Consider the following 20038-nt stretch of genomic DNA (forward strand, 5'->3'; position numbering starts at 1 on the left):
GCCACCGGCCGTCATTTCGTCTTGAACGCTTCCGCGATTGTTTTGGTAAGCGCATACAAACGCTGTTCGATCAGCGTCGGCACTTCGCAGACGAAGGTCAGCGACTGCGCGCGCTCCTGAAAGACGCGTGTCTGGAACATGAGCCGGTCACTACGGAGCGCAACCTCGTCCGGATTAGCGTCGGGCTTGCCCCGCAATGCATCGACCGCCGACGCCTCCTGACGCAAGAACGCCGCCACGTTCCTCTGTCGGTGGGCGTACCGCGCAATGCCGGAGATGACATCAGATCGTTCTCGGTTCATATGATCAAACAGCCCCCGCACGAGCATGGCCATTCGGTTCTCTCTCTCGCCGTCCGACAGGCTTTCCTTAAAAGCGCTGATCTTCTGCTGCGCTTCCGGCAACGGCACGCGACGCGCCGCGAGCTCCTGCACCAACGCACCGATGGCCGCATCTTTGGACCAATCAGCGGCGGTCTGCGGCAGTTCGGGGCCATTCCAAATCTGTCCGAGCGAAAGCAGCGCAACCTTGCGCTGGATACACGGCCAATCCGGATCGTCACCCTGGGCGGCCAATGCGGGCCAAGAGACGATTACGCCGATTGTGACGGCGGGGAGTATGCGTGTCAGAGCCAGCGACCACATCAGATATTGCCTCCCGTGTCCTGCCTGCGGCTGAGCAAGCCATTCGATGGATCGTAGGCGAGAATTGCACTCCCGAGAAACAGCACCGTACATCCGATCACGACAGCAAGAGATACCCAGTCGATTTGTCCGTAAATGGCGAAGCGGACCAGCTCAACCGCATAGGTGAACGGGTTTACGAGGCAGATCTTGTGGAGGATCGGGCTCGATTCCTGGATGCGCCAGAGCGGATAAAGCGCGGGCGAGGCAAAATACATCGGGAAAATCACAAAGTTCATGACGCCCGCGAAATTCTCAAGCTGCTTGATCATCGACGACAGAAGCATGCCCAGCGAGCACAGCATCATGCCTGACAGAAAGAGCGCGGGCAGAACCAGAAGGTAGCCGATCGGCGGTGGCTTGACACCCCAGAACCATGCGACGGCCAGAAAAACATAGACCTGCATGATCGAAACCGCAACACCCGCGAGCAGCTTGGAGGCCAAAAGGAACCAGCGCGGAAACGGGCTGACCAGCAGGGTCCGCATGTTACCCATCTCCCGGTCATAGACCATCGAGAGTGAGGACTGCATGCCGCTGAACAACAGGATCATTCCGCAAAGACCGGGCGTGATATAAACCTCGTAGAGCACATAGGTCTTGTAGGGCGGAATGATCGAAACACCGAGAACCTGGCGAAATCCTGCAGCGAAGACAAAGAGCCAGAGGAGCGGGCGGACCAGGGACGAAATGAAGCGCTCACGTTGATTGAGAAAGCGAAGACTTTCGCGATACAGAATTCCCTTCAGGCAAATGAGATGCTGGCCGAAGCTGAAGCCGCGATCTGGATCAAGATCAGTTGGAATTGCGCGTGAACCACGTTGGAATGTCATCATGGTGCTCCTTGCGTTGGAGCGAGCCCGGTTAAGGCGACAAACGCCTGACGAACGCCGTCAGTACCGGCCGAACGAACGACGTCGTCCACCGTTCCATCCGCCAGCACCCTCCCCTTGTGGAGGATGACGACATGATCGCTCATTTCCACCTCGTCGATCAAATGGGTCGTCCAGAACACGCTGATGCCATCGGCGGTCACAAGCTCACGGATGGTCCCAAGGATCTCTGCCCGCGACTGTATATCGAGTCCCACGGTCGCTTCGTCGAGCAGCAGCAACGGCGGCCGGTGCAAGAGGGCGCGTACAATCTCTATGCGCCGCATCTGTCCGCCGGAAAGACTGCGTGCCTTGTCGTAGAGCCGGTCACTCATATTCACCTGGGCAAGCAGTGCTGTGATCCGCTCCATAGCGTGTCGATGGCCGATTCCATGCAGAGAGGCATGATAGGTGAGGTTCTGGTAGACGCTGAGGTCGAGATCGAGTGTACGCGCCTGGAACACGATGCCGAGGCGGCGCAGCGCTTCGCCCGGCTCGCGGCGGATGTCGTAGCCGAAGATGCGGATCGAGCCCTCGCGGGTATTGTAGAGATGGCTGATCAACGAGAGGAGCGTGGTCTTGCCGGCTCCGTTGAGGCCGAGCAAGACTGTAAAATGGCCCGCCGCGATTGAAAAGGACACGCTGGACAGAGCCTGCTGCTGTCCGTAGAAATAGCTAAGGTTTGAAACGTCAAGCGCGGCGGGCATGCTCACGCTATACTTCGCCTTTGCATGCTGCATGGTCCGTCTCCTCGCAACTGCGAACGCCAATTCTCCCTGCCTTACTTGATGGTGATCATGCCTTTCATGCCCTTGTCGCCCAGATCGGGAACGGACCACGTGTACGTGCCAGGCCGGATCGTTGTGAATTGCACCTGCATCGTGCCTTCTGAATCGAATTCGAGCCACGCTGGCGCACCGTTCATATGAACCTCTAGATCGTTGATGACGATCTGGTTCATCCAGACATTGCGGAAAAGGTCCGTGGCAAACTTGTATTCGAGCCCGGCTGCCGACGTGATTTTCCAACGATAACCCTGCCCGGCGATCAGTTCAAAATCCTTCTGGTTGACGGTGAAACTGTCGGTAGCCGATCCGAGGACCAGTTCAGGCACATCCTTGCTGGCCCGCGTCACCTTCTCAGCGGCCGCCGGAACGGGCGCTGCATCGTCATCATCGTTGTCGCCGGCATCTTGTGCAAAGCCGGGAACCGACAAAGCCGTTCCAACGAGCACCGCCAACGTGAAGGTCCTATATTCCTGCATGTGTTCCCTCCCTTGATTGCCAGAAATACTTTGTGCAACGGTCAGTTCGGAGACACGACCACCCCCCAGGGCAGTGCCCCGACGGTCACGGACTGAACCGGCTCATCGGTCGCGACATCGATGAAGGTGATGTCGTTGGACACCCCGTTGGTGCTAATGATCGTCTTCTGGTCGGGGGTGAAAGCAAGTTGCCAGACCCGCTGCCCGACCAGCACGTACTTCTCCACCTCGTAGGTCTCCGCATTGACCACTGCCACGCGATTGGCGGGGCCGAGTGCAACATATGCCTTCTTGCCGTCGGCGGTGATGCGCATGCCCACTGGCTGGATCGCTTCGGATCGCAGGCCGGGTATCTCGAAGGTGATCTTGTGCTTCACCTCCCGGTTGGTGTTGTCGATGACGGAGACGGTACCGCCGATTTCGGCGCTGACCCAGACCTCGGAATTGTCCGGTTTGAACTCGGCAAACCGTGGACGGGAATCGACGAGAACATTGTGGGTAATTTCGTTGGTTTCGGTATCGATGAAGTGCGCCATGTTGGTCGTTTCGGAGGTGTTGACCATGGTCTTTCCGTCCGGGCTAACGCCCATGCCTTCGGGTTCGACGCCGACCGGTACCTCGGCAAGCACGTCTTTGCTTTCGAGATCGATGACCGTGACGAGGTTGTCGTCCTCATTGGCGACATAGAGCGTCTTTCCATCGGGCGAGAGAACGAACAACTCCGGGTCGGGTCCAGACGGCAGCGATCCGACGATTTCGTAGGTCGACGCATCGATGATCTCAATCGTGTCGTCGTCGCTTGCGCAGAGGTATATGAACTTGCCGTCGTGTGAAATGGTGATGCCGCGAGGACGCTGGCCGACATCTATAGTGCGCACCACCTCCTTCGTCTCCGAGTCAACCACGCTCACCGTGTTGTCCTTCTCGTTGGAGACATATACCATGTAGGCGCAGGCGGGTGTGGCTAGGCTTGTTGCGGCCGCAAATCCTGCCGAAAGTAAAGTCAGCCTTCGCAGCATCCGGCTCTCTCCCTGTTTGAGGTTACTTGAGCGCACATCGCGTCTCCGGCTGATCGATGCCCAGCGTGTCGAGTTCGGATACCTGGTGCAGGAAACCCTCCTGCGGTGAGGTCGAGACAACGGAACGGCCGTCTCCCAGGAAGATTGGCTGGCGCAATTGCCGGTTCCATTTTCGGAAGGTCAGCTTCTGTCCCTTGAAGGCCGCAATCGAGAAATCATCGGCGCGGATGAAGGCAGCAATTGCTCCGGGGTCAGCACTTGGCGTGCGCGTCGCAGCCTCGCCGACAATTCTTACCGCAGTCCATGCGGCCATGTCCTTTGACAGCATTCGCCTTCCACTTGCCCTGGCGAAGCGGTTCTGGATCTGGGTACCGCCCCATTGTTCGCTGGCTGGATGCCAGGCAGATGGCACGAGGCCGGCCGTTCCCGCAACGGGACGTGGGCTCCATATCCGGAATGGCACATAGGTGCCGAAGACCTCGCTTTCGTCTGCCACAAGCAAGACATCGTAATCGGGAAAATCCTGGGTGAAGACCGGCATTTGCCGCTGAATCTGGACCACACCGGTGTCCGTCCGCCGCGCCGTACCGGTGTCGGTAAACTCCTTTTCCGCGACGATCTCTCCGCCGAAGCGCGTGGCAGCACGCCGTAATGCCTCGGCAAAAAGCTTGTCCGGCTCATGGGAGCCGTACACCAACGCCCAACGGCGCCATTGTTTCCAAATCAGATATTGCGCCAGGCCATCGGCGAGCATGGTCCGGGTGGGCGCAGTATGAAACACGTTGGCCCGGCACTCCTCCTCGCGCAGACTGTCGTCAGTGGCGCCGACATTGAAGATCAAAACGCCCCTCTCGCGAGCAAGATCGACAATCGACAAAAGCTGCCGCGCTGACAAGTCCGCGAGAATGTAGAGAACACCCTTCGCTATCATCTCCTTAAAAGCCGGGATTATGTCAGCATCGGGCTTGACCTCGGCCACATCGAGCGTGAATTTTTGTCCGAGAAAAGCGCCGGTCGTATTGTTGTCGCCGATCGCCACATTCGCACCCACAACGCCTTCGTCCCGCGGCGGCACGTCCAAGACTGAAAGCGCCAACTGGGGTGCATAGGCGCGAAGATAGCCTAGCCGGATTTGCGAGACTTGCTGCTGGGGTTTGACCGGCTTGTTGACCGGAGCGGTGATCTCCTCCGCAACGGCACACGATGGGCCGAAAAGCGCAAGAAAAGTCGCGACGAATAATATCAGGACATTGGGCACCGCTGATCCCACGTGATAAGGAGAATACTTCAGTTCCGACGCAAGCCGGATCTGTGCAATTCTAAGGTGCCGCGATCAGCTTAAACGACATATCTCCGATTTCAACTGAAAATATCACAGGCGTCACTCGCGGGACCAGGAGTGTTGACGGAGAAAAGTGACCGGACGTGCTATGGTTTCGCGCGGATCTTGTCGCCGGCACGGGATAGTCCGTCGCCAGCGTCGTCTTCACATCCACCTTCGACCGATGAGGATAGGCAGCAAGATCGAGACGGGCGGGACGCCGCGGAGCCAGCGCAATCAGCTTGACCGCATCGAAGCCCGAGCGATGCGCTATTCAGCGCGCTGACGGACCACTCCAGATTTTGGCGTTCTAGACTTATTGCGTCGATCGCCGCTTCGGTCACTCAAATCCGCCGCGCGGCAGGTGGCTCGAAGCGAAAGAGTTCTAGTCCCGTCAGCCGAAACACCCAAACCCATTCAGGACCCCGCCCTTCCCGTCCAATGATCTAGCCCGTGCGATCGATGGGTTTGGCCTAGATGCCGCCCCGTGCGACGGCAAGAAGCTCCATCCCCTGGCAGAGCCAATCCCTACTTGAAGCTGTCAAGGAACTTGGACAAGGCGGCCCCTTAGTGGAGATGAGCGCTTGCCGAATGCTAGAATGCCCCCGGGGATGATGAGCATCACTGGTATTGCTATTGCGGCTAAAGCGTGTTGCGACTTACCGGATTCAGGATACCCTTGGCGTCTGAGTTGTGATTCATTTCTCCCCAGAAGGAGAAGTGTCGTGGGCAAGCCGCATCTGATCGAATTGCGTGCGCGTGTTGTAGCGTTTGTGAAGCAGGGCCATAGCCATCGAGAGGCGGCGCGGCATTTCCGCGTGTCGCCACGTTTCGTTAACAACATGATCATCCTGGAGCAATCCTCTGGTTCGCTTGCACCGCCCAAGCAAGGCCATCCGCTCGTGTCGCGGTCCACCGCGCCACGGTCGGCCGGTTTCTCAAGTGGCTTGGCTGAGTAATAAAAAAAGCCTCAGGGTCAGCAAGCAGTTGCGACCCGAGATCGCCAAGGCGCGTGACCTGTGGATCCACCGACACATGCGTTTCTTCCGCAAGGCATTGTCTCACTCCGAAAACGGGCCGCCCGCAGCTTCGACGCCATCTCCAACGCGATTGGCGAAATCGTCGGCCTTTTCTCCGTCGCTGAATGCAGGAACTTCTTCAAAGCGCAGGATATGAGACAGATTAAGTGCGACACGCTTTTGATCAGTGGAGATCGAGCTTTTTCATCTTCCTGTGCAGCGTGGCGCGGCTGATGCCAAGCGCGATCGCCGCCTGCGAAACATTGCCGCCGGCGCGCGACAGCGCCCGCAAGAGTGCCGCCTTCTCCGCCTCGACGATCTCGTACTGCTGGGAGACGCCAGCCTCGTGCAGGGCATCGGCCGCCGGAATGCCGGCGGCGATGCGCTTGTCGTCCAGCTGCAGCGCGATGCGGGCGGCGCGCGTCGCGCCGAGCACCAGATCGTGCCTGTCGACAGCAAGCAGGGCGGCGGCGGAATTAGCGCCAGCCGGGACCATCAGGAAACGGGCGCCGGCAAAGGCCGAGCGAAAAAGGTTGAGCTCGATGCGCATCGCCGCATCGCGCACGGTCTGCGTCAGGATTGCCAGCGTCATCTCGTTGACATCTTTGCGGCATGTGGAGATGTCGAGGGCCGCGGCCAGCCGCCCACGATGATCGCGGATCGGCGCCGTTGTGCAGCTCAGGCTGGTATTCGAGCAGAAGAAATGCTGATCGCGGAAAATGGCGACGGCCCGCTCGTCGGCAAGTGCGGTGCCGATGCCGTTGGTGCCGATGCTGGCCTCTGTCCAGACCGAACCGGTCCAGAGGCCGAGTTCACGGAATTCCTTGTCGTCGCCGGCAGCGCCCCGGCGCTCCAGCGCGATGCCGTTCTTGTCGGTAAGAAGCAGGCAGCAGCCGGCCCTGCCAACGGTGGTAAAGAGACGATCGAGCTCTTCCGTCGCGCTGGCGATCAGCTGTTCGGACTGCTCGCGCGCACGGCGGAATTCCTGGTCGGTGAGGCGCAGTGGAGCCCGCTGGTCCTCGGGGGCGAGCTGGTGCATGGTCATGCACCGCCGCCATGAGGCGACGACCGGAGAACTGGCTGCGGCGGAATCGCGCTGGGCAGACGTGTAGACGTGCTCGGCGTGCGCTGAGTGTTCGTGCATCGGCTCCTCCCACCGAACTTCAGAACATTCTGATGGAAAAGCGGCTGGTTTGCAATCGGCCGGCCCGGCGGCCGATTGCCGCCAGTTTGTCGAAATGCTGGCGACCGCCAGCGTCTAGCGCTGCAGCCAGGCTTCGATGCCGCGCGCTGCCGCCCGGCCGGTCGCCAGGCAGGCGGTGAGGAGATAGCCGCCGGTCGGTGCCTCCCAGTCGAGCATCTCACCGGCGATGAAGGTGCCTGGCAGCGCCTTCAACATGAAGTTTTCGTCGATGCCGCTCCAGCGGATGCCTCCGGCCGAGGAGATCGCTTCGGCGATCGGGCGGGTTTCGATCACCGGCACCGGCAGGGCCTTGATCATGCCGGCGAGACGCTCCGGATCGGTTCGGTCGCGCTCGGGAGCGAGTTCGCGCAGCAGCGCCGCCTTGACGCCGTCGAGGCCGGCACCCTTGCGCAGGCGGTTTGAAAAGCTCGATTTGGCGTCCTGCCGCGCAAGGTCGCGGCTTAGTCTCTCGGTTGTCCGGCCGGGTGAGAGGTCGAGCGTCAGGACGGCGCTGCCATGGTTCAGCAGCCGGTCGCGCAACGCGGCCGTATGGGTATAGACGAGGCTGCCTTCGATGCCGCTGCCGGTGATGACGAATTCGCCGGGAAAAGTGCCGGCCTCGGACGTGGCGGTGACTGATTTTACCGGCTCGCCGGCGAAACGTTCGCTGAAGTTCCCGCTCCATCCGACGACGAAGCCGCAATTGGCGGGTTGAAAAGTGTCAATTTCCACGCCCCTGCCGGCCAGCCACGGCACCCAGGCTGCATCGGAGCCGAGGCGCGGCCAGCTTGCGCCGCCGAGCGCCAGCAGGGCTGCGTCGCAATGGACGATGCTGCGCCCTTCGGGCGTTTCGAAAACATAGCCGTCTTCGGCAAAACCGGTCCAGCGGTGGCGGGTGCGCAGCGTGGCGCCCTGTGCCTCTAGCCGCCTGAGCCAGGCGCGCAGCAAAGGCGAGGCCTTCATCACCTTCGGGAAAACCCGGCCGGACGAGCCGATGAAGGTTTCGGTCCCGAGGTCGCTTGCCCAATGCCTGATATCATCAGGGGTAAAGGCATCAAGAGCGCGCTGCAGACGGGCGGAAGCCGCGCCGAAGCGCGTGGTGAAACGGGCATAATCCTCGGAATGGGTGATGTTGAGACCCGATTTGCCGGCCAGCAGAAACTTGCGGGCAAAGGTCGGCATGGCGTCATAGACGGTCACCGCATGACCGGAACGGGAAAGCAGTTCGGCAGCCGCGAGACCCGCCGGGCCGCCGCCGATGATTGCAATCCGCTTCTGGTTCATTGATCTCTTCGCCCGATTCTCTCTGTATGCAGTTTTGGCGCGGGCGCGGATCGCCCGCAAGGGCAGCGGTCAGTGGTGCGGATGCGTGCACTGGCCGTGGTCGGCGAGCACCTCGATGACGCGGCATTGGTCGACGCGGCCATGGCCGCAGCCGTCCATCATGATTTCCAGCTCGGCTTTCAGCGCCATCAGGCTGCGGATGCGCTGCTCGACCTCGATGAGGCGGGCTTTGGCGATGGCATCGGCCGAGGCGCAGGACTGGTGCGGATCGTCCTGCAGAGTGAGCAGCGTGCGGATCGCCTCGATCTCGAAGCCGAGTTCGCGGGCATGGCGGATGAAGGCGAGGCGGCTGATATCCGCAGGCTCGAAGGAGCGCTGGTTGCTCTCGCTGCGGCTCGGCGCTGCGAGCAGGCCGATGCTCTCATAATAACGGACCGTCGGCACCTTGACGCCGCTTTGGCGGGCGGCTTCGCCAATGGTGATCTTTTTCATGATTTTCCTCTTGCACCTCTAGTCGCTAGAGGATGTAGGAGAGATGCTTCTGTTTGACAAGGAAGCGGATCATGGCTGAGAGCGAGACACGATACCGGGTTGGCGGCATGGATTGCGCCGCCTGCGCAACCAAGATCGATACGGCGGTCAGACGCGTGGCGGGTGTCGCCGATGTTTCCGTTTCGATGATGGCGGGCACGATGACCGTTCGGCACGATGGCAGCAGCGATCTCAAGGCGATCGAGAAGAAGGTGACCGGGCTCGGCTATTCCGTCGCGCCGCTTGCCGGAACCACTGCGCCTGCGCATACCCAGGGCTCGCGGCATCGTCACGACCATGGACATGATCACCGCGATCACGCCGGCCATGACCACGATCATGCGGGCCACAACCATGAAGGCCACGCTCATGCAGGCCATAGCCATGATCACGCAAGTCATGACCATGACCGTTCTCACGGTCATGGCGAGAGGGAAATCGAGGGGCTGCACGGGCACGACTATGCACCCATGACCGGTCCCTGGTGGCAGAGCAGGAAGGGCCGGCTGACCATCCTTTCGGGGGCGGCCCTCGTTGCCGCCTATGCCGTCGGCCATCTCGTGCCGGCGATTGCATCCTATGCCTTCATCATCGCCATGCTGATCGGGCTGGTGCCGATCGCGCGGCGCGCCATCGTGGCCGCCTTCTCGGGAACACCGTTTTCGATCGAGATGCTGATGACGATTGCCGCCGTCGGCGCCGTCATCATCAATGCCGGTGAAGAGGCGGCAACCGTTGTGTTCCTGTTCCTCGTCGGCGAGCTGCTGGAAGGGGTGGCAGCGGGCAAGGCGCGGGAAAGCATCCAGTCGCTGACGGCGCTGGTGCCGAAGACCGCGCTGCTCGAAGACAATGGGCAGACGCGGGAGGTGCCGGCGGAAAGCCTTTCGGTCGGCGCCATCATCATGGTTCGTCCTGGCGATCGGATCTCGGCGGACGGCATTATCATTTCCGGCGAGAGCGCGATCGACGAGGCGCCGGTGACGGGTGAGAGCACGCCGGTACGAAAAGGAGTCGATGCCGTCGTTTTTGCCGGCACGGTGAATGGCGATGCGGTGCTGAGGGTTCGCGTCACGGCGGCTGCCGCCGACAATACCATTGCCCGCGTCGTCAAGTTGGTGGAGGAGGCGCAGGAATCGAAGGCGCCGACCGAACGCTTCATCGATCGGTTCTCGCGCTATTACACGCCCGGCGTCGTCGTGGTCGCAGCGCTGGTAGCGGTCGTTCCGCCGCTGCTGTTCGCAGGGCCGTGGGGCGAATGGGTCTATAAGGGCCTTGCCATCCTTTTGATCGGCTGCCCCTGCGCGCTCGTCATCTCGACGCCGGCGGCGATCGCCGCCTCGCTTTCGGCAGGTGCGCGGCGCGGGCTGCTGATGAAGGGCGGCGCGGTGCTGGAAACGCTCGGCAAGGTGACGATGGTCGCCTTCGACAAGACAGGCACGCTGACGGAAGGCAGGCCACAGGTCACCGACATCATTGCCTTCGGTCTGAGCGAGGCGCAGGTGCTGTCGCGCGCGGCGGTGCTGGAGCAGGGTTCCAGCCATCCGTTGGCGCTGGCGATCCTCAACCGCGCCAAGGCGGACGGCGTTCCCGTGCCGCCGGCCTTCGAGCTGGAAGCGCTGCCGGGCAAGGGTGTCAGCGGCAAGGTCGGCGGCGAGACGCTGGATCTGCTGTCGCCGCCTGCCGCCCGCGAGCGAGGGACGCTCGGCGCGGAACAGGATGCACGCATCACGGCGCTGAACGACGAGGGCAAGAGCGTGTCGGTGCTGCTCGTCAACGGTGTTGCGGCCGGCCTGATCGCCATGCGCGACGAGCCGCGTGAGGATGCCGAGGCCGGGCTCGCTGCCCTCAAATCAGCAGGCGTCAAGGCGTTGATGCTGACCGGCGACAACAAGCGGACGGCAGCAGCCGTTGCCGGCATGCTCGGCATCGACTGGCGCGGCGAGATGATGCCGGAGGACAAGCAGCGGGTCGTTGGCGAATTGAAGCGCCAGGGTTTCATCGTCGCCAAGGTCGGCGACGGCATCAACGATGCTCCGGCGCTGGCCGCGGCCGATATCGGCATCGCCATGGGCGGCGGCACCGATGTGGCGCTGGAGACGGCGGATGCGGCCGTGCTGCACGGACGCGTCGGCGACGTGGCGCGAATGATCGAACTTTCCAAACGCACGATGCGCAACATCCTGCAGAACATCATCATCGCACTCGGGCTGAAGGCGGTGTTTCTGGTGACGACGATCGCTGGTATCACCGGGCTCTGGCTGGCGATCCTCGCCGATACCGGCGCCACCGTGCTGGTGACGATCAACGCGCTGCGGTTGCTTCGGATAAAGATATAAACATTCCTGACTTCATCCCTCCGGCGCTCGTCACCGGCGGGATGTCCCATCGACGATTCGGGCCCGATCTCGAATCGAAATCGCGGGACCGGCCATAGGTCGGCTCTCCTCGTCAGGGCTTTCTCCACAGTCTGCTTTCTTTAAGCTTTGGTTATCCATGTTTTTCACAGGAACCCAGCGATTTCAAACCTGCCGTAACGCAATGCACAAACCATCCGTTGACGCGAATTTGGATTGGCGTACTATATCTAGTGTTCAAGGTTCCATCGATTCGTAGGGATCGATGGCTAAGACGGGAATTCGGTGCGCTTCGCCATCATGGCGCGGCAATGCCGGAGCTGCCCCCGCAACTGTAAGCGGTGAGCAACTGTCCGATTTCAGGTCACTGGAGCATGATGCTCCGGGAAGGCTGGGGCAGGGTGCTTTGACCCGTGAGCCAGGAGACCTGCCTCGAACAAAACGTCCACGGGCGGGGTGTCCGGAAGGTCGCGTTGCATGGCTGCGGGGAATCTCCGCATCGCGTTTCGCAGGCCCGAGCCTCCGCATCAGCCACTTCGGGGTGAAGTCATGTCAGTATGTCAGTTCAGGCCGCCACCCGCTAGAGGTAGAGGGCGGAGTACGCCCAGCGGCTAAACAGCCGCATAGCTCAAATCATCAGAGAATTTTTCGACGGATATCGGCAGATTTCCGATCGATGTCCTGCGCCCAATCGCGTCGTCACGAGGAATATCATGACCATTACCGTCTACAGCAAGCCTGCCTGTGTCCAGTGCACTGCCACCTACCGCGCCCTCGACCGGTTGGGCGTCGATTATGACATCGTCGATATTTCGCAGGATGCCGAAGCGCTCGATCGCGTCCGCAGCCTCGGCTACATGCAGGCGCCTGTGGTCATCGCCGGCGAGCAGCATTGGGCGGGCTTCCGCCCCGACATGATCAGCGCGCTTTCCTGAGGAAAGGCGATGGGGCTGATCGTCTATTATTCCAGCCGGTCCGAGAATACTCATCGGTTCGTCGCCAAGCTCGGACTGCGCGCGGCGCGCATTCCGGCAGGTGGCGCAGACGCGTTCCATATCCGCGAACCCTTCGTGCTGATCGTGCCGACCTATAGCGGCGACGGCGGCAAGGGCGGCGCCGTTCCAAAGCAGGTGATCCGTTTCCTCAACGATGCGGAAAACCGCGGACACATCCGCGGCGTAATTGCCGCGGGCAACAGCAATTTCGGCGAGACATACGGGCTCGCCGGCGACGTGGTCTCGCAGAAATGCCAGGTGCCGTACCTTTACCGGTTCGAGCTTATCGGCACCGAAGACGACGTTGCCAAGGTCAAACACGGAATGGAACGATTTTGGACACGGCAACAAACCTGACGCGGGATGCGGGCGCAAAACCGCATCACACTTTTGCTCATCCCGCCGGGGAAAGGCCGCTGAAGGCGGCCGAAACCCTCGACTATCACGCGCTGAACGCGATGCTGAACCTCTATGACGATGAGGGGCGGATCCAGCTCGACAAGGATCGAATGGCTGCCGAGCAATATTTCCTGCAGCATGTGAACCAGAACACGGTGTTCTTCCACAATCTGAGGGAAAAGCTCGATTACCTCGTGACCGAGGGTTATTACGAGCAGGAGGTTCTCGATCAGTATTCCTTCAATTTCGTGCGCGATCTGTTCGACCAGGCCTATGCCAAGAAATTCCGTTTCCCGACCTTCCTCGGCGCCTTCAAATATTACACCAGCTATACGCTGAAGACCTTCGACGGAAAGCGCTATCTCGAGCGCTATGAGGACCGCATCTGCATGGTGGCTCTGGCCTTGGCGCGCGGCGACGAGGCCCTTGCCCGCGACATGGTCGACGAGATCATTTCCGGCCGCTTCCAGCCGGCAACGCCGACCTTCCTCAATGCCGGCAAGAAGCAGCGCGGCGAACTGGTTTCCTGCTTCCTGCTGCGCGTCGAGGACAATATGGAATCGATCGGCCGGTCGATCAATTCGGCGCTGCAATTGTCGAAGCGCGGCGGCGGCGTGGCGCTGTCGCTGACGAACATCCGCGAGGCAGGCGCGCCGATCAAGCATATCGAGAACCAGTCGTCGGGCATCATCCCGGTGATGAAGCTGCTCGAAGACAGCTTCTCCTACGCCAACCAGCTCGGCGCGCGCCAGGGGGCAGGTGCGGTCTATCTCAATGCCCATCATCCCGATATCATGCGCTTCCTCGACACCAAGCGCGAAAATGCCGACGAGAAGATCCGCATCAAGACGCTGTCGCTCGGCGTCGTCGTGCCCGATATCACCTTCGAGCTCGCCAAGAACAACGAGGATATGTACCTGTTCTCGCCTTATGACGTGGAGCGCGTCTATGGCGTGCCCTTCACCGAAATTTCGGTGACGGAAAAGTACCGCGAGATGGCGGACGACGCCCGCATCTCCAAGAAGAAGATCAAGGCGCGGGAATTCTTCCAGGTGCTTGCCGAAATCCAGTTCGAGAGCGGCTATCCCTACATCATGTTCGAAGACACGGTGAACCGGGCGAACCCGATCGCCGGGCGCATCAGCATGAGCAATCTTTGCTCTGAGATCCTGCAGGTGAGCGAGGCGAGCGAATATAATGACGACCTCTCCTACAAACATCTCGGCAAGGACATTTCCTGCAATCTCGGCTCGCTGAATATCGCGGCGGCAATGGATTCGGCCGATTTCGGCAAGACGATCGAGACCTCGATCCGGGCGCTGACGGCCGTTTCCGACATGAGTCACATTTCCTCGGTTCCCTCGATCGAGAAGGGCAACGACGAGAGCCGTGCGATCGGCCTTGGCCAGATGAACCTGCACGGTTACCTCGCCCGCGAACGCATTTTCTACGGCTCCGAGGAAGGCGTCGACTTCACCAACATCTATTTCTATACGGTGACCTATCACGCGATCCGCGCCTCGAACCTTTTGGCGGTCGAACGCGGCACGAGCTTCAAGGGCTTCGAGAACTCGAAATATGCCTCCGGCGAATATTTCGACAAATATACCGACCGGCTCTGGGAGCCGGCGACGGAGACGGTGAGGGCGCTGTTCGAGACGTCAGGCATTCACATTCCGACGCAGGAAGATTGGGCCGCGCTGAAGAAGGCGGTGATGGCCTCCGGCCTCTATAACCAGAACCTGCAAGCGGTGCCGCCGACGGGCTCGATTTCCTATATCAACCACTCGACCTCCTCGATCCATCCGATCGTCTCGAAGATCGAGATCCGCAAGGAAGGCAAGATCGGCCGCGTCTACTATCCGGCGCCGTTCATGACCAACGACAATCTCGACTATTATCAGGACGCCTACGAGATCGGGCCGGAGAAGATAATCGACACCTATGCGGCGGCGACCCAGCATGTCGACCAAGGCCTGTCGCTGACCTTGTTCTTCCGCGACACGGCAACGACGCGCGACATCAACAAGGCGCAGATCCATGCCTGGAAGAAGGGCATCAAGACGATCTACTACATCCGCCTTCGCCAGATGGCGCTGTCCGGCACCGAGGTGCAGGGCTGCGTATCCTGCACGCTGTGATTTGATTTCGGGCATCGAGCCAGAAGCCCCCTCACCCTAACCCTCTCCCCGCTGGGGAGAGGGGACTTGGTTGGGGATGACGCTGCCACAAGTCTCTTCTCCCCAGCGGGGAGAAGGTGCCGGCAGGCGGATGAGGGGGCGCCCAGACATACTCCTCAAGAGGGACCACCTAATGAACATGCAAATCAAACCCGCTTCTCGCGTGCGCGCCATCAACTGGAATCGCATCGAGGACGATAAGGATCTCGAAGTCTGGAACCGGCTCACGGGCAATTTCTGGCTGCCGGAAAAGGTGCCGCTTTCCAACGACATTCCCTCCTGGGCAACGCTGACGCCGGCCGAGCAGCAGCTCACCATCCGCGTCTTCACCGGCCTGACGCTGCTCGACACGATCCAGAACGGCGTCGGTTCCATCCGGCTGATGGAAGATGCGGCGACGCCGCATGAGGAGGCGGTGCTTTCCAACGTCTCCTTCATGGAGGCGGTGCATGCGCGCTCCTATTCCTCGATCTTCTCGACGCTGTGCTCGACGCCCGATGTCGACGATGCCTATCGCTGGTCGGAGGAGAACGAGTTCCTGCAGCGGAAATCGACGCTGATCATGGAGCAATATCGCTCCGGCGATCCGTTGAAAAAGAAGGTTGCGAGCGTCTTCCTCGAAAGCTTCCTGTTCTATTCCGGCTTCTACCTGCCGATGTACTGGTCGAGCCGCGCTAAGCTCACCAACACGGCCGACATGATCCGGCTGATCATCCGCGATGAGGCGGTGCACGGCTATTATATCGGCTACAAGTTCCAGCGCGGGCTGGAACGGCTCGGCGAGGAGAGAAGGCAGGAGATCAAGGATTTCGCCTTCGAGCTGCTGCTCGAGCTCTATGACAACGAGGCGAAATATACAGAAGCGCTCTATGACGGCGTCGGGCTGACCGAGGACGTCAAGAAATTCCTGCATTACAATGCCAATAAGGCGCTGATGAACCTTGGCTATGAGGCGCTGTTCCCGGGTGAGGCCTGCAAGGTCAATCCGGCAATCCTGTCAGCGCTTTCGCCGAATGCCGACGAGAACCACGACTTCTTCTCCGGCTCCGGTTCCTCCTATGTGATCGGCAAGGCAGTGGCGACCGAAGACGAGGACTGGGATTTCTGAGACTAAATCGCCGTCTCCCCTTATTATTTGCTCCCCTATCGACCACATTCAGCGGAAACTAAATTCGGCACTCGCCGATGATGTAGCGTAGCGGGAGTTTTTGATGTCGTCTGTTTTGAACAAGGCCGGGACTGCCGTCGAGGCGGACGAAGGCGTCTGGCCGATCCGCAGGAGACGGATCCTCGACTGGCTGGTGAACGAGACGCGCGGCGAGCGGTTCATCGACAACATCCTGGTGGAAATGTGCGAGAAGCTGCTGGCATCAGGAGTGCCAGTGGCGCGGGCAACATTGCATTTCAGGACGAACCATCCGCAATGGATCGGTGCCCGCATCCTCTGGAAGGAGGGGCTCACGGAGGCGACGATCAACACTTTCGCCTATGGTGTCGAAAATACGCCGGAGTTCCTGAAGAGTCCCGTCAATGCGATCCATCAGGGTGCGGAGGAGGTCCGTAGACGGCTGGAAGACACAGCCGACGGCGACGAAGATTCATTCTATCAGGAACTGCGCGACGACGGCCTCACGGAGTATATCGCCTGGCCGGTCGAGCATACTTTCGGCAAACGGCACGTCGCGACATTTTCCACCAGCCGGCCGGGCGGTTTTGCGAGCGAGCATGTCGATTTCCTGCGCGACCTGCTGCCGGCCCTGACGCTCGTCAGCGAAATCCGGTTGAAGAACATCATGGCGCGCACGCTGCTGCAGACCTATGTGGGACCGCATGCGAGCGAACAGATCCTGGCGGGTGTCACGACGCGTGGCAGCGGTGCGACCGTCGGTGCGGCAATCATGATCTGCGACCTGCGCGACTTTACGGCGATCTCCGATCTCTGGCCGCGCGACGATGTCATCCATCTGCTTAATGATTATTTCGACGCCATGTCGGACCCGATCGAACGCTATGGCGGAGAGATCCTGAAGTTCATGGGCGACGGATTGCTGGCGATCTTCCCGCTGAGCAAGGAAACGGCCTGTCACGATCTGCTGCAGGCGATCCGCGAAGGGCAGGGGTTGATGGCGCAACTGAACCAGCAGTATGCGGGCAACGGACGCGAACCGCTGCGCTACGGCGTCGGCGTGCATGTCGGCGACGTCATGTACGGCAATATCGGCTCGCGCCGGCGGCTCGATTTCACCGTCATCGGCCCGGCGGTCAATGTTGCCTCGCGGCTGGAAACCCTGACCAAGGAGGTCAAGCGTCCGGTGCTCTTGTCGCGGGCCTTCGTCGACATGGCGGGCTGTGCGGAAGAGATGGACAGTCTCGGCACCTTCCCGCTGCGCGGGCTTGGAGAGCCCGTCGATGTCTTCGCCTTTCCAGAGAGCAGGTAGCTCAGACCCCGCGCTTGTTTCCCCAAAGCAGCACGTGCAGTTGAGGCAGCACGCGGGCTGCAAACCATTGGTCGGCCGTCACCTTGTCGACAAGCCAGTGCATCCGATCCATCACGCCGTCGATATCAATGCGGGCGTCGTCGTCATCGGGCGGCGGCGGCGTATGATTGCCGGGCTGAAGGAACAAGGGAATTTGAGGATAGCGCTGACCCGCCCGTTGGGCGAATTCGTAGTCGGTATCGTCGAAGACAACAATCTTCAATGCGACCTCCGGTCCGCCGGCGGCCAGTTGAAGACAGTGATCCACCTGGTCCCAGTCTGTCAGCATTCCGCTGGACGGCGGTTTGGGGCTGATGACCAGGATATCGAGATCGCGAAACCAAGCCTGGGCCACGCTTCCCTGTGTTTCCAGTGCAAAGCGGTATCCTTGGGAATGGCCGAGTTCGATCAGTGGCCTTAACGGCTGTATCGCCGGATTGCCTCCGGAAAGGGAAACCGTCAGTGGTTTGCCCCCAGAGAGTTCCGTGACCTTAAGCCAGACCGACTCAGTGGACATGGGAATCCATTGATCCCGGAACGCGCTGTCGACCGCGTGCAGGCTGTCGCACCAGGAACACCGATAGTCACAGCCGCCTGTCCTGACGAACACCGTCGGCAGCCCGATCAACGCACCTTCACCCTGTATGGTCGGGCCAAAGATCTCGCTGACGCGAATGGTTCCGCCACTCACGGCCTGTACTCCGCCCAGGTTTTCGGCGTCTCGCTGACGCGAACGGACGATGTCTCCGGGAAGCGCTGCTTGCACCAGTCGTAAAAGTGCCTTGCCAGGAATTCGGAGGTGACTTTCGAATGGCCGAAGACGTCGTTCAGGTGACGATGATCGAGAGTTTCGTCGATATAGCGCTTGAGCGGCGAGAGGTCGTGATAGTCACGGACGAAGCCATCATCATTCAGGCTTTCGGAAGCCAGTTCGACAACGACGATGTAGTTGTGACCGTGAAGCCGAGCGCATTGATGATCGGCAGGCAGGTGATCCAATTGATGGGAGGCGGAGAGATGGAACTCCTTGGTGATGCGATACATCAACGCGCCTCCGTGGCCGAGTATCGCGACACGGCCGCTCTCCAGAAATCCCGGTCTTCGTATTCCGTGGGATCGGGAACGCCGGCGAGATGGAACGCTTCGCGGCGTTCCACGCAGGTTCCGCAGCGCCCACAGTGGAGTTCGCCGCCTTTGTAGCAGGACCAGGTCTCCGAAAACGGCGTGCCGTGTTTCGTGCCGTCAACCACGATCGCTGCTTTGGAAACGTCGACATAGGGTGCAAGCAGTTTCACACTGGCATAACCTTCCAGCGCTTCGTTCTGCATGCGCTGGAAGGCATCGATGAAGCCCGGCCGGCAGTCCGGGTAGATGAAGTGGTCGCCGCCATGCACGGCGACGGCAACGGCATCTGCTTTTTGCGCGGCAGCCAGGCCGAAAGCAATTGCCAGCATGATGGCATTGCGGTTGGGCACGACGGTAGCTTTCATCGTTTCCTCGGCATAATGGCCATCCGGAACCTCGACATTGTCGGTCAGGGCCGATCCGCTGAGATGACCGCCGATGCTGGCGATGTCGATGATATGATGGGGAACGGAGAGCCGTGCCGCACATTTGGCGGCGAAATCGAGCTCCTTGTGGTGCCGCTGGCCGTAATCGAAGGAGACCAGACCGATAAGCTGTTTTTCCGCTGCTACCTTGTGGGCAAGCGAAACGGAGTCCAGTCCGCCGGAGCAGACGACGATGGTTTTCATATTTTGGATCCCTTGTTTTGACCGGGTGGGCTGCGACCGGATTACGCGCACGCTTCTAGGGGAAATCACGCGCCATGGAAACAGTTTAAATGCCAGGATTTCACCGCCGAGCAGCTAATCGATCGGAAAGTTGATCTGCGGCGGTAGCAGGAGCTGCAGATCCTCGGCGTCCAGATCTCGCCGGCCGCCGTCGTTCCATTGCTCATCAGAAAATTCATATAAAATTCAAATAGATGCCGTAATAACCATATTTTTCTCGGGAGTCGAGAAAGGACTTGACGACCAAGGCCTTATAACGTTTTAAATTGTTAACCGCGCGGAGGAGCGCGGCCGTATGCTGACCGCTGCAAGAGCGGAGGCATCGGGCGGCAGGGAGGGTCCCGCCGCCGATTTGCAAATGGGAGGAAATTCATGCGCAAGTTTTTGAGCTCGGCAGCTATTGCTGTCGTGATGATGGCTGGCCTCAGTGCGGCCCGCGCCGCCGACGTCAAGGAAGTGCAGATGCTGCACTGGTGGACGTCTGGCGGTGAGGCGGCGGCGTTGAACGTCTTGAAGCAGGATCTTTCGAAGGAAGGGTTTGCCTGGAAGGACGTGCCTGTTGCCGGCGGTGGCGGCGATGCGGCGATGACGGCGCTGAAGGCGATGGTTGCAGCCGGCACCTATCCGACAGCATCGCAGATGCTGGGCTATACCGTGCTCGATT

Annotated in this window: 19 protein-coding genes, 1 pseudogene and 1 riboswitch; of the genes and pseudogenes, 8 read left to right on the top strand and 12 right to left on the bottom strand. The window is 60.4% G+C overall.

Annotated elements, in window-relative coordinates:
* Positions 1-11 precede the first annotated feature (11 nt).
* The 6 genes from B5P46_RS22055 to B5P46_RS22080 are packed head-to-tail and all read right to left on the bottom strand — an operon-like array spanning position 12 to position 5021.
* Entirely contained in the window at positions 12-644 is a 633-nt protein-coding gene (locus B5P46_RS22055; RefSeq protein WP_129420591.1) for a hypothetical protein, read from the bottom strand.
* Positions 644-1519 carry an ABC transporter permease gene (locus tag B5P46_RS22060; protein ID WP_129420592.1) on the bottom strand — a complete coding sequence of 292 codons (876 nt, stop codon included), beginning with the start codon at positions 1517-1519 and terminating at the stop codon, positions 644-646. Before B5P46_RS22060 ends, B5P46_RS22055 begins: the two co-directional genes overlap by 1 nt.
* Positions 1516-2295 (bottom strand): ABC transporter ATP-binding protein, encoded by a 780-nt coding sequence (locus B5P46_RS22065; RefSeq protein WP_129420593.1) that lies wholly within the window; start codon positions 2293-2295, stop codon positions 1516-1518. Before B5P46_RS22065 ends, B5P46_RS22060 begins: the two co-directional genes overlap by 4 nt.
* Positions 2296-2336: 41 nt before the next feature.
* Positions 2337-2819, bottom strand: coding sequence for a hypothetical protein (locus B5P46_RS22070; RefSeq protein WP_129420594.1), 483 nt, complete (start codon positions 2817-2819; stop codon positions 2337-2339).
* Positions 2820-2860: 41 nt separating this feature from the next.
* Positions 2861-3838 (bottom strand): YVTN family beta-propeller repeat protein, encoded by a 978-nt coding sequence (locus B5P46_RS22075; protein WP_129420595.1) that lies wholly within the window; start codon positions 3836-3838, stop codon positions 2861-2863.
* A 22-nt stretch (positions 3839-3860) separates the two neighbouring features.
* Positions 3861-5021, bottom strand: coding sequence for an ABC transporter substrate-binding protein (locus tag B5P46_RS22080; RefSeq protein ID WP_164986532.1), 1161 nt, complete (start codon positions 5019-5021; stop codon positions 3861-3863).
* 863 nt (positions 5022-5884) lie between these two features.
* On the opposite strand from B5P46_RS22080, the gene B5P46_RS22085 reads away from it, so the two are divergent.
* Positions 5885-6118 carry a helix-turn-helix domain-containing protein gene (locus B5P46_RS22085; protein ID WP_245456233.1) on the top strand — a complete coding sequence of 78 codons (234 nt, stop codon included), beginning with the start codon at positions 5885-5887 and terminating at the stop codon, positions 6116-6118.
* 244 nt (positions 6119-6362) lie between these two features.
* Here B5P46_RS22085 and B5P46_RS22090 read toward each other — a convergent pair whose 3' ends face one another.
* The 3 genes from B5P46_RS22090 to B5P46_RS22100 form a co-directional block, all read right to left on the bottom strand.
* A complete protein-coding gene (locus B5P46_RS22090) occupies positions 6363-7322 on the bottom strand; it encodes a helix-turn-helix domain-containing protein (protein ID WP_129420596.1) in 960 nt (319 codons plus the stop codon).
* A 114-nt stretch (positions 7323-7436) separates the two neighbouring features.
* Entirely contained in the window at positions 7437-8645 is a 1209-nt protein-coding gene (locus B5P46_RS22095; protein ID WP_129420597.1) for a TIGR03862 family flavoprotein, read from the bottom strand.
* Positions 8646-8714: 69 nt separating this feature from the next.
* Positions 8715-9137: a MerR family transcriptional regulator gene (locus tag B5P46_RS22100; protein ID WP_129420598.1), complete on the bottom strand. Its 423-nt coding sequence runs from the start codon at positions 9135-9137 to the stop codon at positions 8715-8717.
* 71 nt (positions 9138-9208) lie between these two features.
* Between B5P46_RS22100 and B5P46_RS22105 the strand changes: the two genes are divergently transcribed.
* The 6 genes from B5P46_RS22105 to B5P46_RS22130 all read left to right on the top strand — a co-directional run bounded on the left by B5P46_RS22105 (position 9209) and on the right by B5P46_RS22130 (position 17542).
* On the top strand, positions 9209-11512 hold the full coding sequence (locus B5P46_RS22105) for a heavy metal translocating P-type ATPase (protein ID WP_129420599.1): 2304 nt from the start codon (positions 9209-9211) through the stop codon (positions 11510-11512).
* 241 nt (positions 11513-11753) lie between these two features.
* Positions 11754-11979: riboswitch (cobalamin riboswitch) on the top strand.
* A gap of 264 nt (positions 11980-12243) precedes the next feature.
* On the top strand, positions 12244-12465 hold the full coding sequence (gene nrdH / locus B5P46_RS22110) for a glutaredoxin-like protein NrdH (RefSeq protein ID WP_018243700.1): 222 nt from the start codon (positions 12244-12246) through the stop codon (positions 12463-12465).
* Between the two features lie 9 nt (positions 12466-12474).
* Positions 12475-12882 carry a class Ib ribonucleoside-diphosphate reductase assembly flavoprotein NrdI gene (gene nrdI, locus B5P46_RS22115; RefSeq protein ID WP_129420600.1) on the top strand — a complete coding sequence of 136 codons (408 nt, stop codon included), beginning with the start codon at positions 12475-12477 and terminating at the stop codon, positions 12880-12882.
* On the top strand, positions 12861-15065 hold the full coding sequence (gene nrdE, locus B5P46_RS22120; protein WP_129420601.1) for a class 1b ribonucleoside-diphosphate reductase subunit alpha: 2205 nt from the start codon (positions 12861-12863) through the stop codon (positions 15063-15065). Before nrdI ends, nrdE begins: the two co-directional genes overlap by 22 nt.
* A 172-nt stretch (positions 15066-15237) precedes the next feature.
* Positions 15238-16212, top strand: coding sequence for a class 1b ribonucleoside-diphosphate reductase subunit beta (nrdF, locus tag B5P46_RS22125; protein ID WP_129420602.1), 975 nt, complete (start codon positions 15238-15240; stop codon positions 16210-16212).
* A gap of 103 nt (positions 16213-16315) precedes the next feature.
* The gene (locus B5P46_RS22130) at positions 16316-17542 is read left to right on the top strand and encodes an adenylate/guanylate cyclase domain-containing protein (RefSeq protein ID WP_129420603.1); all 1227 of its coding nucleotides are present in this window, start codon (positions 16316-16318) and stop codon (positions 17540-17542) included.
* Position 17543: 1 nt separating this feature from the next.
* Here the strand turns inward: B5P46_RS22130 and queE are convergent, their stop codons facing one another.
* From queE to queC, 3 genes are read right to left on the bottom strand one after another with little or no spacing between them, the layout of a single operon-like run.
* A complete protein-coding gene (queE, locus tag B5P46_RS22135; protein WP_129420604.1) occupies positions 17544-18272 on the bottom strand; it encodes a 7-carboxy-7-deazaguanine synthase QueE in 729 nt (242 codons plus the stop codon).
* Entirely contained in the window at positions 18269-18625 is a 357-nt protein-coding gene (gene queD, locus B5P46_RS22140) for a 6-carboxytetrahydropterin synthase QueD (RefSeq protein ID WP_129420605.1), read from the bottom strand. Before queD ends, queE begins: the two co-directional genes overlap by 4 nt.
* Positions 18625-19335, bottom strand: coding sequence for a 7-cyano-7-deazaguanine synthase QueC (gene queC / locus B5P46_RS22145; RefSeq protein ID WP_129420606.1), 711 nt, complete (start codon positions 19333-19335; stop codon positions 18625-18627). Before queC ends, queD begins: the two co-directional genes overlap by 1 nt.
* A 411-nt stretch (positions 19336-19746) precedes the next feature.
* Here queC and B5P46_RS22150 point away from each other — a divergent pair.
* Positions 19747-20038, top strand: a pseudogene (locus B5P46_RS22150) (sugar ABC transporter substrate-binding protein); the annotation flags it as partial.

The organism is Rhizobium leguminosarum, assembly GCF_004123835.1.
Taxonomy (GTDB): Bacteria; Pseudomonadota; Alphaproteobacteria; order Rhizobiales; family Rhizobiaceae; genus Rhizobium; species Rhizobium leguminosarum_M.

Bases quoted from the DNA above. Each gene is read 5' to 3' on its own strand.
- B5P46_RS22055 (WP_129420591.1), bottom strand. From the start codon at position 644: ATGTGGTCGCTGGCTCTGACACGCATACTCCCCGCCGTCACAATCGGC.
- B5P46_RS22060 (WP_129420592.1), bottom strand. From the start codon at position 1,519: ATGATGACATTCCAACGTGGTTCACGCGCAATTCCAACTGATCTTGAT.
- B5P46_RS22065 (WP_129420593.1), bottom strand. From the start codon at position 2,295: ATGCAGCATGCAAAGGCGAAGTATAGCGTGAGCATGCCCGCCGCGCTT.
- B5P46_RS22070 (WP_129420594.1), bottom strand. From the start codon at position 2,819: ATGCAGGAATATAGGACCTTCACGTTGGCGGTGCTCGTTGGAACGGCT.
- B5P46_RS22075 (WP_129420595.1), bottom strand. From the start codon at position 3,838: ATGCTGCGAAGGCTGACTTTACTTTCGGCAGGATTTGCGGCCGCAACA.
- B5P46_RS22090 (WP_129420596.1), bottom strand. From the start codon at position 7,322: ATGCACGAACACTCAGCGCACGCCGAGCACGTCTACACGTCTGCCCAG.
- B5P46_RS22095 (WP_129420597.1), bottom strand. From the start codon at position 8,645: ATGAACCAGAAGCGGATTGCAATCATCGGCGGCGGCCCGGCGGGTCTC.
- B5P46_RS22100 (WP_129420598.1), bottom strand. From the start codon at position 9,137: ATGAAAAAGATCACCATTGGCGAAGCCGCCCGCCAAAGCGGCGTCAAG.
- B5P46_RS22105 (WP_129420599.1), top strand. From the start codon at position 9,209: ATGGCTGAGAGCGAGACACGATACCGGGTTGGCGGCATGGATTGCGCC.
- nrdH (WP_018243700.1), top strand. From the start codon at position 12,244: ATGACCATTACCGTCTACAGCAAGCCTGCCTGTGTCCAGTGCACTGCC.
- nrdI (WP_129420600.1), top strand. From the start codon at position 12,475: ATGGGGCTGATCGTCTATTATTCCAGCCGGTCCGAGAATACTCATCGG.
- nrdF (WP_129420602.1), top strand. From the start codon at position 15,238: ATGAACATGCAAATCAAACCCGCTTCTCGCGTGCGCGCCATCAACTGG.
- B5P46_RS22130 (WP_129420603.1), top strand. From the start codon at position 16,316: ATGTCGTCTGTTTTGAACAAGGCCGGGACTGCCGTCGAGGCGGACGAA.
- queD (WP_129420605.1), bottom strand. From the start codon at position 18,625: ATGTATCGCATCACCAAGGAGTTCCATCTCTCCGCCTCCCATCAATTG.
- queC (WP_129420606.1), bottom strand. From the start codon at position 19,335: ATGAAAACCATCGTCGTCTGCTCCGGCGGACTGGACTCCGTTTCGCTT.